This window comes from Thermaerobacillus caldiproteolyticus, from assembly GCF_015326725.1.
In the GTDB taxonomy this organism is placed as follows: domain Bacteria; phylum Bacillota; class Bacilli; order Bacillales; family Anoxybacillaceae; genus Thermaerobacillus; species Thermaerobacillus caldiproteolyticus.
Window position 1 is genome coordinate 2,467,837 of the sequence record NZ_CP064060.1, and the last position, 16,136, is coordinate 2,483,972.

The 16,136-nt window shown below is 40.3% G+C and carries 16 protein-coding genes; 3 read left to right on the plus strand and 13 right to left on the minus strand.

All coding sequences use genetic code 11. The features are described from left to right. Window positions 1–16 precede the first annotated feature (16 nt). The 6 genes from ISX45_RS12330 to pepV form a co-directional block, all read right to left on the minus strand. Window positions 17–973 (minus strand): NERD domain-containing protein, encoded by a 957-nt coding sequence (locus ISX45_RS12330; RefSeq protein ID WP_181554759.1) that lies wholly within the window; start codon window positions 971–973, stop codon window positions 17–19. 33 nt (window positions 974–1,006) lie between these two features. After that, window positions 1,007–1,687 (minus strand): LrgB family protein, encoded by a 681-nt coding sequence (locus tag ISX45_RS12335; RefSeq protein WP_181554760.1) that lies wholly within the window; start codon window positions 1,685–1,687, stop codon window positions 1,007–1,009. Next, window positions 1,687–2,091, minus strand: coding sequence for a CidA/LrgA family protein (locus tag ISX45_RS12340; RefSeq protein WP_323744638.1), 405 nt, complete (start codon window positions 2,089–2,091; stop codon window positions 1,687–1,689). Before ISX45_RS12340 ends, ISX45_RS12335 begins: the two co-directional genes overlap by 1 nt. Continuing rightward, window positions 2,088–2,660, minus strand: a complete 573-nt coding sequence (thpR, locus tag ISX45_RS12345; protein ID WP_194519099.1) for an RNA 2',3'-cyclic phosphodiesterase — start codon at window positions 2,658–2,660, stop codon at window positions 2,088–2,090. Before thpR ends, ISX45_RS12340 begins: the two co-directional genes overlap by 4 nt. 70 nt (window positions 2,661–2,730) lie before the next feature. Next, a complete protein-coding gene (locus tag ISX45_RS12350) occupies window positions 2,731–3,915 on the minus strand; it encodes an MFS transporter (RefSeq protein WP_194519100.1) in 1,185 nt (394 codons plus the stop codon). 98 nt (window positions 3,916–4,013) lie between these two features. Then, complete coding sequence (gene pepV / locus ISX45_RS12355) at window positions 4,014–5,426, minus strand: dipeptidase PepV (RefSeq protein WP_194520699.1); 1,413 nt, start codon at window positions 5,424–5,426, stop codon at window positions 4,014–4,016. Between the two features lie 295 nt (window positions 5,427–5,721). Here pepV and ISX45_RS12360 point away from each other — a divergent pair, with 295 nt between their 5' ends. After that, complete coding sequence (locus tag ISX45_RS12360; RefSeq protein WP_181554765.1) at window positions 5,722–5,943, plus strand: DeoR family transcriptional regulator; 222 nt, start codon at window positions 5,722–5,724, stop codon at window positions 5,941–5,943. Between the two features lie 129 nt (window positions 5,944–6,072). On the opposite strand, the gene ISX45_RS12365 is transcribed toward ISX45_RS12360, so the two are convergent. Next, window positions 6,073–6,798, minus strand: a complete 726-nt coding sequence (locus tag ISX45_RS12365) for a pseudouridine synthase (RefSeq protein WP_181554766.1) — start codon at window positions 6,796–6,798, stop codon at window positions 6,073–6,075. A 109-nt stretch (window positions 6,799–6,907) separates the two neighbouring features. On the opposite strand from ISX45_RS12365, the gene ISX45_RS12370 reads away from it, so the two are divergent. Then, the gene (locus ISX45_RS12370) at window positions 6,908–7,159 is read left to right on the plus strand and encodes a hypothetical protein (RefSeq protein WP_181554767.1); all 252 of its coding nucleotides are present in this window, start codon (window positions 6,908–6,910) and stop codon (window positions 7,157–7,159) included. A 16-nt stretch (window positions 7,160–7,175) separates the two neighbouring features. Here the strand turns inward: ISX45_RS12370 and ISX45_RS12375 are convergent, their stop codons facing one another. Next, on the minus strand, window positions 7,176–8,804 hold the full coding sequence (locus ISX45_RS12375; RefSeq protein ID WP_194519101.1) for a putative polysaccharide biosynthesis protein: 1,629 nt from the start codon (window positions 8,802–8,804) through the stop codon (window positions 7,176–7,178). Window positions 8,805–8,927: 123 nt separating this feature from the next. Between ISX45_RS12375 and ISX45_RS12380 the strand changes: the two genes are divergently transcribed. After that, complete coding sequence (locus ISX45_RS12380) at window positions 8,928–10,202, plus strand: BaiN/RdsA family NAD(P)/FAD-dependent oxidoreductase (protein WP_194520700.1); 1,275 nt, start codon at window positions 8,928–8,930, stop codon at window positions 10,200–10,202. A gap of 11 nt (window positions 10,203–10,213) precedes the next feature. Here the strand turns inward: ISX45_RS12380 and ISX45_RS12385 are convergent, their stop codons facing one another. The 5 genes from ISX45_RS12385 to ISX45_RS12405 all read right to left on the minus strand — a co-directional run bounded on the left by ISX45_RS12385 (window position 10,214) and on the right by ISX45_RS12405 (window position 15,182). Further along, window positions 10,214–10,393, minus strand: a complete 180-nt coding sequence (locus ISX45_RS12385) for a sporulation protein Cse60 (RefSeq protein WP_181554769.1) — start codon at window positions 10,391–10,393, stop codon at window positions 10,214–10,216. A gap of 42 nt (window positions 10,394–10,435) precedes the next feature. Further along, window positions 10,436–10,945 carry a hypothetical protein gene (locus ISX45_RS12390; RefSeq protein WP_194519102.1) on the minus strand — a complete coding sequence of 170 codons (510 nt, stop codon included), beginning with the start codon at window positions 10,943–10,945 and terminating at the stop codon, window positions 10,436–10,438. Window positions 10,946–11,910: 965 nt separating this feature from the next. Further along, window positions 11,911–13,557 (minus strand): M4 family metallopeptidase, encoded by a 1,647-nt coding sequence (locus tag ISX45_RS12395; RefSeq protein WP_194519103.1) that lies wholly within the window; start codon window positions 13,555–13,557, stop codon window positions 11,911–11,913. 171 nt (window positions 13,558–13,728) lie between these two features. Continuing rightward, window positions 13,729–13,890: a hypothetical protein gene (locus ISX45_RS12400; RefSeq protein WP_181554771.1), complete on the minus strand. Its 162-nt coding sequence runs from the start codon at window positions 13,888–13,890 to the stop codon at window positions 13,729–13,731. Window positions 13,891–13,901: 11 nt separating this feature from the next. Next, on the minus strand, window positions 13,902–15,182 hold the full coding sequence (locus ISX45_RS12405) for a helix-turn-helix domain-containing protein (protein WP_181554772.1): 1,281 nt from the start codon (window positions 15,180–15,182) through the stop codon (window positions 13,902–13,904). Window positions 15,183–16,136: the final 954 nt, after the last annotated feature.

The window sequence follows — 16,136 nt, forward strand, 5'->3', positions numbered from 1 at the left end:
GAAAAGGTGTGATTGCTCACACCTTTTCCTCCTCTTCGTGCCACTCGACACGCTCATAATAATGACTATAACAATGACGCAACAAATATGACGCAGCCTTTAATTGCACATGCTTTAATGGTGCGGTTAAATTTCTTAGCGAGGAGAACCATTGTTCATAGTGGCGCTTGTCAATCAATTGAACATCGCTTGGCGCATAACGGTAATCAATATACCCATAACGATTGAGGATAACTTTTTTAATTGGCAACTCAATCTGATGCCGTTCATATATACTTCTCACAATTTTCTCCATTCGTTGTAATCCCATTAATGGATTAAGCATTCGCTTTTCTCCTCTATTCGTTACTTCTGTCCAGAAGCGCTCAGGAGAACCGATGATAATGTTATCTTTTTCTCCCTCAGCAAATGTCATGCACCACGTCATCGTCGGACTTAATAAAATGATTTCTCCCTCGACAGGAGCATTTTTCACCAAAAATACAGGCTTATATAAACATAAATACGTATCTGGAAAGCGTTGTAGAAAATATTGGAGCGGCTCCTCGTAATAAAATTTTTTGTCAACAATCGACTCATGCTTTAAGGTGGAACTCGCCCATTTCATTTGCAGCTGAAACACTTTTTCTAAAAATAATATTTTTAACTCATCGAGCGTTCTCGGCTCTGTTGTAAATGACAAAAATAATTCTTCCTCTTGATCCTGTTCCTTCTCAATCGACTCCTCTTTTTCTTCCGGTGAACGCCGTTGGAACCAATTTTTCATTCTCTCAAAAAATGATGGTTTTTCTTCAATCCAATCCCACGTTGAATCAGGTAAGGAAGGAGTGTAATGATTGACCTCCCCTCTTTCCCACGCTTCTTTTACGTTCTTCCAATGTTTTTTCTTTAACCGAATAAACTCGCTAGCATAGCGATATACATCCGTTTCATATCTAGAAATATAATCTTGAAGCTTGATTAATTGTCCCACACAAGCAACCCCCGATGAACTTTTTACTACTTTTTATAATAAAACAGCAACAAAAAACGGGCAAAGTAAAGCAGCAAAAACCGCGCTTAATGTCATCGCAATTGAGCTAATCGCTGCCTCTTCTTTTCCTATTTCCAATGCTTTCACCGTACCGATTCCATGCGAAGCGCTCCCTAATCCGATTCCGACACCAAGCGGATGTGTAATGTTGAACATGCGTAGCAACGAAGGACCAAAAATCGCTCCAAATATCCCCGCAATCATCACATATACCGCCGCTAATGTTGGAATGCCGCCAATCGCTTTCGCAATATCCATCGCTACTGGCGAAGTAACCGATTTTGGAAGAAGGGATAAAAAGAGCTTTTGATTAAGGTGGAAAACATATGCAAACAATGCACCGCTTAATATGCCGACTACTGTTCCTGCCAAAACGGCTTGAACAACAGGCCAAAAAAATCGTTTCAAAGTTTGGCGATATTGATAGAGGGGAAACGCGAGTGCCACAACCGCTGGTCCAAGCAATCCACCAATCCATTTTCCCCCTTCCATGTATACTTCATACGGAAGATGAACTGTCAAAAGAATGACTACAATTATCAATGTTGTCGTTACAATCGGCGAAAGAAGGGGAGTATAAAAACGGGCATATACTTTTTTCATCATATAATAAATGACAACTGTTACGAAAATAAACAACAGCGCATTTCCCATTATCCTTCCATCCCCCTTGACACTTTATTGCCTAATGGAGAAGCTGTTTCTTTTCTCGCCCTCCATTGCCCAATCGCTCCTGACAATACCATTACGATTATCGTACTGACGATGACATCAACAATAGACAGCACCCCTTGTCCTTGAAATAACGAAATATACTCAATAACGCCGACAGTAGCCGGTACAAATAACAACGGCAAATGGGCTAATAAAAACTTTCCTCCTTGTCCAAGCCATTCTTCTTTTATAATGTTGGTGATAAGAAGAAGAAACAATAGTATCATTCCAATAATGCTGCCGGGAATCAGAAGATGAAACAAGTGTTGTATCCATGTGCCGATAAGATAAAACCCGTATAAACCAGCAATTTGCAAGATAACAACAATAGCTCGTTTCATCATCTTTCTCCTTTCTCATCTAAAAGAGGAAACAAAGCAATTGCTTCGTACTTCGGCGTTCGGTCTAAGTGCGTTTGATAAAGAACAACATGCCGAACCTCAAAACTCCCTCGGCTTTCCCCCATCTTTCTCATCTCCTCTAAACGAAACTCATCGTCTCCTCTCCATTTGCGCGCAACGGTAATATGTGGAGTAAATGGTCGTTTGTCTAGCGAAAAACCAATTTCAACACATGCCGTATATACATCGCGTTGCAGCACCATTAACTTCTCCTCTTTTTCTACCCCTTGCCATAAAATGCGGGGCGCAATGGGATTTCCAAATGTCCTGAGCGTTGCAAGCGATAGCGTAAACGGGGCATGCGTATTGGCTACTTTGCATATTGCCTCACGAACCGCTTCTAGCTGCTTGGGCGAAACGGCTCCTAAAAAGGCTAATGTAATATGATAATCTTCCTGATGTACCCATGTACGAAACGGAAAATGTAATGCGACCGTCTTTTGCCATTTGGCTAGCTGTTCCTTGACCTCACTCGTTAAAGGTACAGCCAGAAAATAATGCGTGTTTCCCATACGTCTCCTTCTCTCTAAGATAATTTCCTCAATTTTATCAAATTTTCTCCTATGAAAAAAGGACATCTCTTTACGAGACATCCGGTACATTTCTTCGTTCTTTCATCATCATCATGCCTAATATGACCAAGCCGATAAACGTTAACACGCTAAAGAATAAATAGACGTATCCAATATGATAATAGTCAAGAATATAACCGCCTGCAAACGTACAAAACCAGCTTCCTAATCCATTTCCAACAGCAGAATATAGTGAAACCGCTGTTACCCTGACGTGATCGGGAGCAAGCTCACGCACATATTGTAACGCAGCCGGAATGAACAAACCAACAGAAAATCCTTGAACAATCGTTGTCATATACACAAGAGTAAGAGATGGTTCAAAAAAATAAAACATCCAGCGTAACGCAGAAATCGTGGCAGCAAAAATTAAAATCGCTACTGTTCCATAACGGCGAATGAGGCCATCGGTGATTTTCATAAACGGCGCCTCGCTTCCCGCCGCAAGTAAAAATGCGAATCCGATTCCTGTCAATGTTCCTCCGATTTCCTTTATAAACACACCAAAATAAAAATTGTTGGCATAAATCGGACCGAATACAAGAAACGTCGTCACTAAAAATAAAACAAATCTCGGAATTCGAAACAACTGTACCATTCCGCGGCCAATTTCCACTTTCATCGCTTGGCTCTCGCGCGGTAATCTCCAAGCAAGCATAGCAGACAATAATAAGATGAAAGCAAATATATAGAAAATCGCAACAAGTGAAAACCGATCTGACAACCAACCTCCTATAAGGACAGCCAGCGCAAATCCAATTGAACCCCATAAACGAATCGAACCGTAGCTTCCTTCTATTTTTTGCACATAATTTAATGTAATACTGTCAGAAATCGGAACGATCGCGCTTTGCGTAAACGCTAACAAAGCCGCCACAATAAGAAGCCAACCATACTGATGAACAGAAGAATAGAGAAAACCAATCAAAGCGGTACTGAGTAAGGAAATTACTAACACAGCAACCGGTTTGCGCGTATAATCGCTAATCATTCCCCAAACAGGCTGTACAAAAATCATCACAATTGGGCTAATCGACATGATTGCACCGATTTCCGTCCCTGAAAGTCCAACATCTTCTTGCAAATACACGGACAAAAGCGGAAACAGCGATCCAAATCCAAAAAATATTAAAAAATAAAATAATTGAAAAGTTGTTTTGTTCGATGATTCCCCTCGTTTTAATGCTACCTCCATGTTGCTCTGCATCCCTTCATTCTCAGAAAAAGCACCGCTCTACATGGAGCGGTACTCATCACTTTTTTTCTTTATCATAACATATTTTAGGAACTTTTTCACTTCGCTAGTTCATAAATCGCCTGCGCATAAATCGCCGTGGCTTTTAGCAAATCATCAATGATAATATATTCATCTTTTTGATGCGCTACATCTTGTCTTCCTGGGAAAAGTGGTCCAAATGCCACTCCAGCCTGAAGCGAGCGAGCGTACGTGCCCCCTCCGATCGAAAGGAGTGTAGCTTGTTCTCCCGTTTGTTCCTCGTACACCCGCTGCAGTGTTTGAACAAGAACATGATTTTGGTCAACGTGATGCGGCTTTGAATCACTAAAGTTTTCAAGCGCAAATCCGTGTTCTGCCGCCAACTGTTCCATCGTGCGCTTCGTCTTTTCGATATCATTTGTGACTGGATAACGTAAGTTAATGCCGATTTTTCCACCTGACTCTTGATTATAAGCCAGAATCCCGACATTGACGGTTAAATCACCTGTAATGTCATCTGAATATGAAATTCCAATCGTTTTGCCGCGAGAATCACCGACAAAATATTCATTGAGAAAGCGAATAAATGATTGGGCATGTTTATCGAGCGACATTTTCGCTAAAAAGCTCACGAGCAATAGCCCTGCATTTTTCCCGTTATCCGGTTCCATCGCATGGGCAGAAACTCCCTTAAGCTGGAGCGTTACCGTATGCTCATTCAATAAAACGTTTCCGTTTAAACCAGTTTCATCGAGAAATTGACGAAAACGTTGCTCAATCTCAGCGCCACGTTCCCCTTCCACCAACAACACTGCCTCTGCAAAATCAGGTACCATATTATATCGTCTTCCGGCGCTTAATGATTGAAGCTGAATTTCTCCACCTTCGTTCGTTGCGGTCAGTTTTTGCTGCAAATCAACATCTACAATTCCTTTTTCCGCATAAATAATCGGAAAATCAGCATCTGGTGCAAATCCCATCGTTGGCATTTCTTCATGCTTAAAATAATGATCAACACAGCGCCACTTGCTTTCTTCATCAGTGCCAATAATCATACGCACTCGCTTACTCAATGGCAAGTTAAGCTCTTTAACAATTTTCATCGCGTAAAATGCTGCCATCGTTGGCCCTTTATCGTCAATCGCACCACGAGCATATATTTTTCCATCCCGAATTTCAGCCGCAAACGGATCGCTCGTCCATCCATCTCCTGGGGGAACAACGTCAACATGGCATAAAACGCCGATCAGTTCATCTCCTTGCCCCATTTCTAGATGCCCTGCTAAGCCATCGACATTTTTGGCAATGAATCCTTCTTCTTGCCCGCGTTTCAGCAAAAATTGCAACGCTTCATACACTCCTTGTCCAAGCGGTGCTTCTGCTGTCGCACGTTCTTCATCGAGCACGCTCGGAATGCGCAACAATGTTTGGGTATCACGAATCAAATCATCTTTTCGTTTTTCCACTTCTTCCATCCAGTTGACTTTCATCATAAACCCCTTCCTCTTTTTCAATTCCCTTCCTCGCCAACGTATCATAAAACAATAAAAAAAGTCAAAGCTTGGTAAAAAGTTTTCGTTGCTTTTTCTTTCATTACAATAACATTAAGGGAATATAAAAAGATATTTAAATATTTTGTGAATATCAGCAAATAGGTAGCATTTTTCTCTTATATTCGTGTACAATATACAATAGACAGAAGAAACAGACATCTAGAAATAATCTCTCATCTTAGAAGCAGCAATGTTGTGCCATGCGAATTAAGTAATGATAGGGAGTGGTCTCTTGAAACCTTCAACTCATCGCATGCTAACGCGTATTAAATCTGTCTACATGTTCATTAACGAGAGAGGGACTGTCACAACCCAGGAACTCGTCGATGAATTTGGTATCACTCCAAGAACCATTCAGCGTGATTTAAACGTGTTAGCGTACAACGACCTAGTTCGCAGCCCTAGCAAAGGCAAATGGACGACGACCAATAAGAAGGTGAGAATGTCCTCTTAGCTGGTATGAGAGAGAGAAAGGTGAGAGGTTATTGAAACAAACATGGTTAGCCTCAATACTCCATAAAAAAGCAGATTATAAGCATTTGATATAAAAAGGAACCTTTTTTGGAAAGGTTCCCTTTTTTTGTTAATATGTTTGTGGTTGCTTTAACATATCAATTTCTTCTTCCGTCAATTCGCGATATTCACCGGGCTCTAGGGACGGATCAAGGGAAAGCGGCCCCATTTGAATCCGTTTTAAGTATACAACACGTTTTCCCACCGCTTGAAACATTCGCTTCACTTGATGAAACTTTCCTTCTGTAATCGTGACTTCCACATCCGAACGAAGTCCCGCTTTTAAAATAACTAATTCAGCTGGTTTCGTCTCATACCCGTCATCAAGAACGATCCCTCGACGAAATGCAGCTACGTCTTCCTCTGTCACTTCCCCGTCAATGACAGCAAAATACGTTTTCGGCACATGTTTTTTCGGCGACAGCAGCTGATGTGCCAGTTGCCCGTCATTTGTTAACAACAATAAGCCTTCCGTATCTTTATCTAAGCGTCCCACAGGAAACGGCGCAAACACCCGATCCTCTTCCTCCAACAAATCCACTACCGTTTCTTCCACCATATCCTCCGTCGCTGAAATCACTCCCGGCGGTTTATTCATCATTAAATAAATAAACTCTTTATACTCCACCTCTTCGCCCCATACCGTAACGACTTGCTCTTTCGGATTCACTTGTGTCTTCGGATCTTTCACGATTATGTCATCAACTTTAACAACTCCTGATTTCAATAATTTTTTTACTTCTTTACGCGTCCCATATCCCATATTTGCCAAAAGCTTATCAATTCGCAGACTCAATGATTCTTCCATCCTCTCATAAAATTTTTTCCTTGTTAGGCATTCGTCTAATCCGCTTTTATCCCTATGGCATACACTACTTAAGAAAAAACAGAAAGGAGCTTTGCAGATGACAGACTATCGTCAACAACCAAGTCCTTCCCAATATCCCGGAGGGGTTCCAGGCTATCCTGGCGGTACCCCTGGCGGCTATCCTGGTGGTACTCCTGGTTATCCATCCTATCCAGGAAACCTCGAACAGCGCTTAAACCGCATCGAAAGAACACTTGAGCGTCATACGGAGCGCTTAAATCGCTTAAATCAACGCTTGCAGCGAGTAGAACGTCAACTTGGTCTTCCGTACACAGGCGGCAGCTTTTAATGTGCAAAGAAGGCTGTTACGAAACAGCCTTCTTTGCTTTTTTTCGTTGTAAAAACGCGAAGCGATTTCCAAACAAAGATGTAAGCAGCCCTGAGCGTTCGCTAATAAAGAAATAAACTCCCGCTCCAATGAGCGCACCCACCACTACGATGACCATCGAATCAAATCTTCCACCTTTATAATGCAACAACGCTTCTAATAAAGGTAACGCAAGTGCAACGAAAATAGACATAATCGTTGTAAAAATACCGATTAACACCGTTCGCCGAAACACAAATCCGTATCGATAATTGGTGTATTTTTTAATAATCCATAAATTAAACAGAACGGAAACAAAATAGCCCAATGTCGTCGCTAAAACCGCTCCAATTGTCGCAAACTTTGTAATAAGGAACGTGTTTAGCAAAAGCTTTATCAATAACCCAAGCGTCAAGCTAATGACAGTAAAGCGCTGCTGGTTGATTCCTTGCAATACCGCCGCTGTGACAGAAAACATGGCAAATAAAATTGCCGTCGGCGCATACCAGCGCAGCACCTGCTCGCCGAGCGGATCATAGCTGTAAAACGCCGCATACACCGGCTCTGCCAAGATTGCCATTCCTACCACCGCAGGCACTGTTAAAAACATGACAACTTGGAATGTTTGGTTCAAATATTTCCGCAACGATTTCCGGTCGTCGGCAACATACGCTTTCGTAATCGTTGGAATGAGTGTTAGCCCAAATGATGTCGCAAGCGTCACCGGAATAATGACAAGTTTTTGCGCCCATAAATTAAAAATGGAATACGCTTCTTCGGAAATTTTCGCAAGCCCTATGCTCGCCATCGCCCGGTTAAACGTAAACTGGTCAATGAGCTGATAAAGCGGAGTAGCTAGCCCTACAAACACAAATGGAGCTGCGTACATGATTAATTCCTTATACATCTCTTTTAAAGGAGGATGAAGCTGTCCGCGATCTTGCGCCAGCAGCTCGTTTAGATGTGCTTTCCGTTTCCACCAATACCAAATTAAGACCGCAAGTCCTCCCAAAGCGCCAACAAATGCCGCAAATGTAGCTAAACTAATTGCCGTCACTAGCGATCCGTGCATCACACGCAGCACAATATAACAGCTGGCAAGCAAAAAAATAATGCGGACAAGCTGTTCAACGACTTGCGATAAAGCAGTCGGGCCCATCGATTCATGACCTTGGAAAAAGCCGCGTATTAAACTCATCACAGGCACAATGATAAGAGCGAAACTAACTGCGCGAATAACAGTGACAACATCGTGAACGGAATTCCCTTTCACTTGCTCCTCAATCACGAATGGTGCAATCCAAGGAGCGATCATATAGAGAACAATACACGCTACGATACCCGTTATCGTCATTAATAATAGTCCGGAACGGAATAACCGATAGCCGGTGCGATACTCCCCTAATGCGTTATATTTCGACACAAATTTCGAAACAGCAAGCGGCACCCCCGCCGTAGCAAGGCTAATAAAAATTTGGTAAGGCACGTATCCATACGAATAAAGTGCTCCACCTCGCTCTCCAACGAGCGGATGAAACGGAATTACATACACTAACCCGAGAATGCGCGACAACATTACACCTAACGTCAAAATAAACGTTCCACGCAGCAATTTTGAAGATGACATAATATCCCTTCCCTAGTATGACAGCTTTTAAAACGATAACTACTGTATTTTATCATAATCGTTATCTAGTCGAGAAATTTTCTTCTCTTGACTATAATAGAGAAAGAAAGGCTGGTGAAGCAAGTGACATATGATGTTATTGTTATCGGCGGCGGCCCGTCTGGATTAATGGCAGGGATTGCCGCAGCAGAGCAAGGAGCAAAGGTGCTTCTCGTCGATAAAGGAGACAAGCTTGGGCGCAAACTCGCCATTTCCGGGGGTGGACGGTGCAATGTGACAAATCGTTTGCCTGTCGACGAAATCATCAAACATATTCCCGGAAACGGCCGGTTTTTATACAGCGCGTTTTCTGTGTTTAACAATGAGGACATTATTCGCTTTTTTGAACGTCTTGGCATTCGTTTAAAAGAAGAGGACCACGGTCGGATGTTTCCTGTAACGGATAACGCGCAGTCGGTAGTAAACGCGCTTATCAATCAACTAAAAAAATTAAACGTAGACATTCGAGTGAACACACCGGTGGCAGACGTCGAATACGAAAATGGAAAAACCGTTGGCATTACGTTAAAAACAGGAGAATTTATTTCTGCCAAATGTGTCGTCGTGGCTGTTGGCGGCAAATCCGTTCCACAGACAGGCTCAACCGGGGACGGCTACGCCTGGGCAGAAAAAGCAGGACATACTGTAACAGAGTTATTTCCAACTGAAGTTCCTATTACATCAAAAGAACCGTTTATTCAACAAAGAACATTACAAGGTCTTTCGCTCCGAGATGTGGCGTTAAGCGTGTTAGATCCGAAAGGGAAACCAATCATTACTCATCGGATGGATATGATTTTTACTCATTTCGGCATTTCTGGTCCTGCAGCACTTCGTTGCAGCCAATTTGTCGTGAAGGCGTTAAAAAAATATCAAACTGGCTACGTCACAATGAGTATTGATGCCATACCCGACAAAAACGCTGAAGAAATATTTCAGTCCATCGTAAGCAGGCTCAAAGCCGAGCCAAAAAAAGCGGTAAAAAATGTTGTAAAAGGGATTCTACCAGAGCGGTATTTGCTATTTTTGTTAGAGAAAAACGAAATCGACCCGCAAACACTGGCAGGTACGCTGTCACACGAAAAGGTGCGCTTATTCGTACGCGACTGCAAGCAATTTCAATTCCACGTGCATGGCACATTGCCAATTGAAAAAGCATTCGTCACCGGTGGCGGCGTGTCTGTAAAAGAAATTCATCCGAAAGAAATGTCATCCAAATTGATGGAGGGGCTTTATTTTTGTGGAGAAATTTTAGACATTCACGGCTACACTGGTGGGTATAACATCACTGCCGCCCTCGTCACTGGAAGACTTGCCGGAATGAACGCAGCCAAACATGCGCTAACGAACAGGGCCTAACCGTATTTCGGTTAGGCTCGATAAATGACCATTGCCGAAAAGCAATAAATTTGCTCCCCCTCTGATTCCATCAACGCCACTTCGTATTTAATATCAATCAGCTGTCCCTCTTTTAACCCTGCCAAAAATGCATTCACCGCGCGTTCCAAATCTTTTTCATGCTCTTCATCGAATACTTTCACTTTGTACATTGCCCACTCCTCCTCTACCCGAAGCAAGACATATGGTTTGATTTAATTTTTTTCAATCATCTCCCTTAATACTTGTTCATTTAATCCTTTTTGACAAAAATGAAAAGAAATCTCCTTTATTCGTTTCACACGATCAATAACTTGCCCAAGATGATAAGCGGTGTGTTCGACAAGATGATATAAGCGATGTACATCGATTTTCCTATGATGAAAATTGGCAATACATGCGATCATTTCATCTTGCCATTCATCGAATGTTTTTTGAACATATTCACATAATTTATCCGATGTCCAATCAAAATCCGGAAAATATTCTTCGATCCCTTTTGAAAATGTGATTGTCAGATTTTTCGACTGTAACGTATTTCTTCGAATATGTTCACATATATGAAGAACAATTCCCCCTATGGCATTCATCCCTTCCGCTTCACGCATCCAAAGTTCCTCTCTGCTCAAAACTTGAAGAGCCTGCAATAGCTTGGGTAAATAATGTTCATACATACGATGAAGAGAGATTTTTAAAAACAATAATAAAGCATCATTCTTTTCCATTTTTATCCCCCTATTAAAAATCTTTTTCCTCTCTCTCCAAAACTCCTTTATAGATTTAATAAAAAATAAAAATCAATGAAGTTAATAAGCCGAAATAGACAACGTATACTACAATATTGTTTCAAAAGAACAATCATCGAGAGGCGATTTCTTCCAAACTTCACTTTCTTTTTACTAATTCGGTACATCAGGAAGCTGCCATATAACCTTCATATGTATAAACAGGCCGTTAATTTATATAAAAAAGACGGTTTAGAGAATCTACAATCACTTCAATTTAGGAAGTTTTTCAATTCTTAGAGTCTGAAATCCCAGTTCTCAAGCGTATTTAAGCCTTTTCCTCTTCATTAATATGATGAACCTTAGCTCGGTTTCATGTATGTATGAAGAAATAACTAATGCCATTCAGAGTAATAGAAACGTGTTATTTAGCAAACAATAATTCGAACCAAAGACTATCAATCAATTGCATAAATCTTAGACATTCTTGAACGAATGGAAACAGATTGACTTGGGCTGAAACTTTTCCTTCACAGTACCCTACATCATCCACACAGATGGAAACAACAAAAAAAGAGGGATAGTATGACAATTCAAGAGATGCGTATATCCCATTTTCATTCAATTCCGTTACCTCCGCAACAAGCAAAGCTAGCACAATGACAAGAGGCAAAATAGACAAAGCAAAAGAAAGAGAATTTGCGAGGAAGAGAGAAAGAATGGATAGTAAAACCAGATAAAACGCTTTCTTTCAAAAATGATTTCGATTTCATATGGAGTGGTCCTCTTTTGTCATGCAAGCATGCAACTTTTTGAACCAAATTCTCCATCTTGCTTACTAATCTGGAAATGGCTTCGTATGAGCCATTTATGACAATTCTGTTTTAAACTATCTCCCCTGACATCATTGATCACAAACAAAACATCAGTGGAGGAAAAAAATCCCCCACTGATGAGATACCACTTTATTTCACCCCTACCGCATCAAAGGCCTGCTTCACAGAAGCGACTTCCTGGCTTGTCGAACCGTACAAGTCAGTGGCTGATTGAACAGCGGCAGCACGAAGTTGGCTAAAGTTGGACGTTGGTGTTAAATATTGCGTTAATGCACGATAGAAAATTTTCCCCAATTTATCGCGTCCGATTCCGACAACACTCACACCGTAATGCGTACCGCCTTGGCTAAGCAAATAAGCGGCTTTGTTGATAATTCCGCTATTGATATGAACCCCGCCATTATCTTGCGTGCCTGTATAGCGCTTTGAATAGTGATCTGGATCACCATACTTTGCCGGATCGGACATCGAACGGAGCGAATCCCCTGAAATACCAGGTGTATACACATCCTCTCCAATTTCCCAATCTGGATTTTTGTTAGCGTAAAATTCGACTAACGTTCCAAAAATATCAGATATTGCCTCATTAATTGCACCAGATTCGTTTTGATAAATGAGTCCGGCTGTATAATCGGTTACCGCATGCGTTAACTCATGTGCGACCACATCAATACCACCAGAAAGTGGAATAAATGTTTGACCATCACCATCGCCATACACCATTTGCGAACCGTTCCAAAATGCGTTATTATAGCCTTGGCTATAATGAACGGATGATCTAATAGCTGCATTATTTCCGTCGTAACTGAGACGGTTATGAACATTTTTATAGTAGTCATATGTCACACCAGCGTAATAATGAGCATCAACCGCTGGAGCATCATAGCTCGCAAAAAATTGGTTATCTGCATCTGCCCATAAGCTTCCCGGCAATGTCGTACGGTATTTCGCATCATATGTGAAAATCCCATTTCCACGCGTATTATCTTGTAAATAGTAGTACGTAGAGTAGGTTGTATTAATATTTTTTTGATCACCAAGTACTCCTCTTCCCACTCCGACAGTTGATGTTCCTGTTATCGACTTCACATCACCTGGTTTTGCGGCGTCAAGTTGGTTAAATTTATTTAAAATTTTTCCGTCTACGGCATCAATGATATACAGCCAGTTTCCTGGTTCAGGAGTTAAAAAGTTTAAATTGACAACGTACGCTAAAGAAGCCTCGTCCCCATTGACATAAACAACAAACTCGGTGTCTTTTCCCTGTTCATATTCCGGTACTTCCTTTGTTACATTTGCCACTAAATCTTTTTCAGCAATGTCACGCGCTTGTTTCTCACTCAATTTCTTCCCGCTTTTTAAGGATCCTTTCGTGTCCAAATTCGGAATCAGTGTCCCTGATAGCGCCGTCAGCGTGCCATCTTTCACGTGCGCAGTTACTACTGCTCCAAACACAGGAATCCCTTTATACGTTTGTTGGAAGCGCATAAACGTAAAACCAAGGTTATCATTTTTCTTTTCTTTCAATTGTAGATTATCTTTAGCGTTTTCATGAAATTTAAACTTGTTTTCGTTTTTTTCAACATATTGATAGACGAGTTCTTCTGGGGATGTGCCATTCACTTTCAGCAGATCACCGGAGATGAATTGAGGGGTTTGAAATTGTTGGTTCCATGTAACGTGTTCCGTTGAAGCCAGCGCATTGTAAGGTAAAAATACTTGGGCCGCTAGTCCTGCTGCAAGACCAAACGATGCTAATTTCATTTTCCTTTTCATTTTTCATCCTCCTTTATTCTTTGTATTTAGAATATTAACACAATATTTACAGTATTTGTATTGGGAAAAATAGAGTCTGATATAGTTGATAATTCCCTACGTTTTTTTCACATTTTCCTATGCATGAAAAAAGACAGCTAGAAAACTAGCTGTCTTTTTGCTTATTCCTCTTCAAATAATCGTTGCTGGTGGATGTTCATCTTTCGCTGCAATGATGATGGTTGGAGGCGGATGTTCGTCTTTTGCCACATATTTTGGTTCTTGGTCACTACCAATGAGAACAAGTAAACTCATAATACCAAACGTCATGATTCCTAATAAAAGCTTTTTCAAAAAAATCCCTCCTAAATATTTATCATATTTTTTAGAAATTGATAACTCATTTTATAGAATTTGCTTGCTAGTTTATACTTATGACGTTTCTCGTAATAGATTGCCAAGTATTCAGCGTATTGTGCAACATCTTCATATTTTTTAAACCTTTGAAAATAAGGGAGCACTCGATCTTTCATAAATGTTTCAAATTCATTTTCCGAAATATCTTCTGATAGTAAATATTGATAAACTGTGAAATGAAGATAATATTCATAATACGTTGTCATCCCATCTTTTTCCCTCTTGAGAAGCTGCAAACTTTCCTCTACATTGGCTAATGCTTTTTTATAGTTTTTGGAAACATAATATTCTTTGATGAGAGAAAACAACGTAATAAATCTAGCTTGTAATGAAGAGTTTCGCTTATACAGCAAACTCTTCTTATAATGCTGAATGGCTTCATAATGCTCATGTTTCATTGACATTAAGTAGCCTAGGTTATGCTCAATCGTACCTAATAATTCGGTATCATTAATGATTTGGGCAATTTTATGGGCCAATGAATAGCATTCGATCGCTTGATCTACTTCTCCGTACCTTCTGTAACAAATACCAAGTAAAATATGGCATTCAGCGCTTCGCTTTAAATCGTATTCGGATTGGTAAATCGCTAAAGCATGCTGCGCATAGTTAATACAGCCTAATATTCTCCAGAGCCGGCTATAAACAAGCGCTAGTAAATAATGCAAATCAGCTTCTTCCCATTTTTCAAATGATTGGCTTCGAAATCGCTGCTCCGCCTTTTTATAATATTCCAAAGCATCTTCATATTTTTCCTTGCAATAGTAAAGTAGACCTAAAAATTTATAATAATAATATTTCATCACATCATCAAAGGTGTCATACAATTCCCTTAATTTGATCAACAATGCTTCGACAGTATGAATATCTTTTAATAACAAGTGATAGCGCATTTCAAACAACAGAAAGTAAGCGATGGATTCCGCTCCCTGAACGTCATCGAAAGTTCGTTTGATTTCCTCGTACATCCGGGCTGCTTCCTGTCGGTTTTTATCCGTAATCGTTTTGTACCATAATAACAATTTACTTGTTAATTCATCTTGTCTATTTTTCAGGATATTGTTGATTCCCAACCGTTGACAAAGGAGGCGAAGCACTTCTTCACTTGGAACCACTTGATTGTTTTCAATTTTTGATAAATATGATACGGAAATAATTCCGTCAGCCACTTCCTCTTGCGTTAACTTATGTTTGATACGGGAAAATTTTAAGCGATCACCAATCTTCAAATAATACCTACTCCTTCTTAATTTTTTACTAATATAAATTTACTAAAAATTATACACATTTCCTCCTCCAAAAGGAACTACTCATTTGGGCTATAGGAATAGAAATGTCTGAAGACCGTATCGCTTATATGACTATTATATAGTCTGCTTTCCGTTGTATTATTGGGAAAATTGGCATAAATTCCAATCACTTATTCAATGTGAAATGACCCAACTTGGGAAAATTTTTTATCGGTCAACGCAAAAAAACCTTCATCGAATCGATGAAGGTTACTCTATTTTATCTCGGTTGATAAGCTAAAATTTGTTTCACAAATTCACGGGAATCTTCTAAATGGCTTTCGATAATCGCCTGCACAATGGCGATGTTGAGATTTTTGTTATCATGGAACATAACGATTCATCAATGACATCTTCTGAAGTAAATCGAACGCATCACGGCTTGATTGGGGAATGCCTAGCAATATGCATGCAATATCAATAATTATCAATAATTGCCTCACAGGCACGTTGAATATTTAATAATGATAGAATCTTGCTCCGTATAATTGTTAGCATATTCCTCTTTAATCCGTTTAATGCAACGCTCAATGACATTTGCATGTTTATGATCGTATCCACTCTCCGTCAAGATTTCACAGCGTTCTTCGTTTATCTTTGGGTACTTTTCATCTTAAATTGATCTTTCTTTACATCGTTGATACAGTTCCATAAAAAATAATTTGTACTTGCAATACGGTTGATGCCAGAGAAATCAACATCACGGTGAAGCAATGAGGCTAATTGTTATGCTAACAGTAGTTCAAGCTATTTCCATTGTCATAGGCAATGTCCATCTCGCTTTGTCATTGCACTTTCCCTTTTGATTATGAACCAAGCAAGTAATAAGCGTAGGGACTTTCTCGACTAAAACCCATCGTAATGAGTCGCTGTTCCTGTTCTGTTAATGCCAAA

Coding starts and splice junctions, on each gene's coding strand:
- ISX45_RS12335 (WP_181554760.1), bottom strand. CDS start 1,687: ATGGGAAATGCGCTGTTGTTTATTTTCGTAACAGTTGTCATTTATTAT.
- ISX45_RS12340 (WP_323744638.1), bottom strand. CDS start 2,091: ATGATGAAACGAGCTATTGTTGTTATCTTGCAAATTGCTGGTTTATAC.
- thpR (WP_194519099.1), bottom strand. CDS start 2,660: ATGGGAAACACGCATTATTTTCTGGCTGTACCTTTAACGAGTGAGGTC.
- ISX45_RS12350 (WP_194519100.1), bottom strand. CDS start 3,915: ATGGAGGTAGCATTAAAACGAGGGGAATCATCGAACAAAACAACTTTT.
- pepV (WP_194520699.1), bottom strand. CDS start 5,426: ATGAAAGTCAACTGGATGGAAGAAGTGGAAAAACGAAAAGATGATTTG.
- ISX45_RS12370 (WP_181554767.1), top strand. CDS start 6,908: ATGACAGACTATCGTCAACAACCAAGTCCTTCCCAATATCCCGGAGGG.
- ISX45_RS12375 (WP_194519101.1), bottom strand. CDS start 8,804: ATGTCATCTTCAAAATTGCTGCGTGGAACGTTTATTTTGACGTTAGGT.
- ISX45_RS12385 (WP_181554769.1), bottom strand. CDS start 10,393: ATGTACAAAGTGAAAGTATTCGATGAAGAGCATGAAAAAGATTTGGAA.
- ISX45_RS12390 (WP_194519102.1), bottom strand. CDS start 10,945: ATGGAAAAGAATGATGCTTTATTATTGTTTTTAAAAATCTCTCTTCAT.
- ISX45_RS12395 (WP_194519103.1), bottom strand. CDS start 13,557: ATGAAAAGGAAAATGAAATTAGCATCGTTTGGTCTTGCAGCAGGACTA.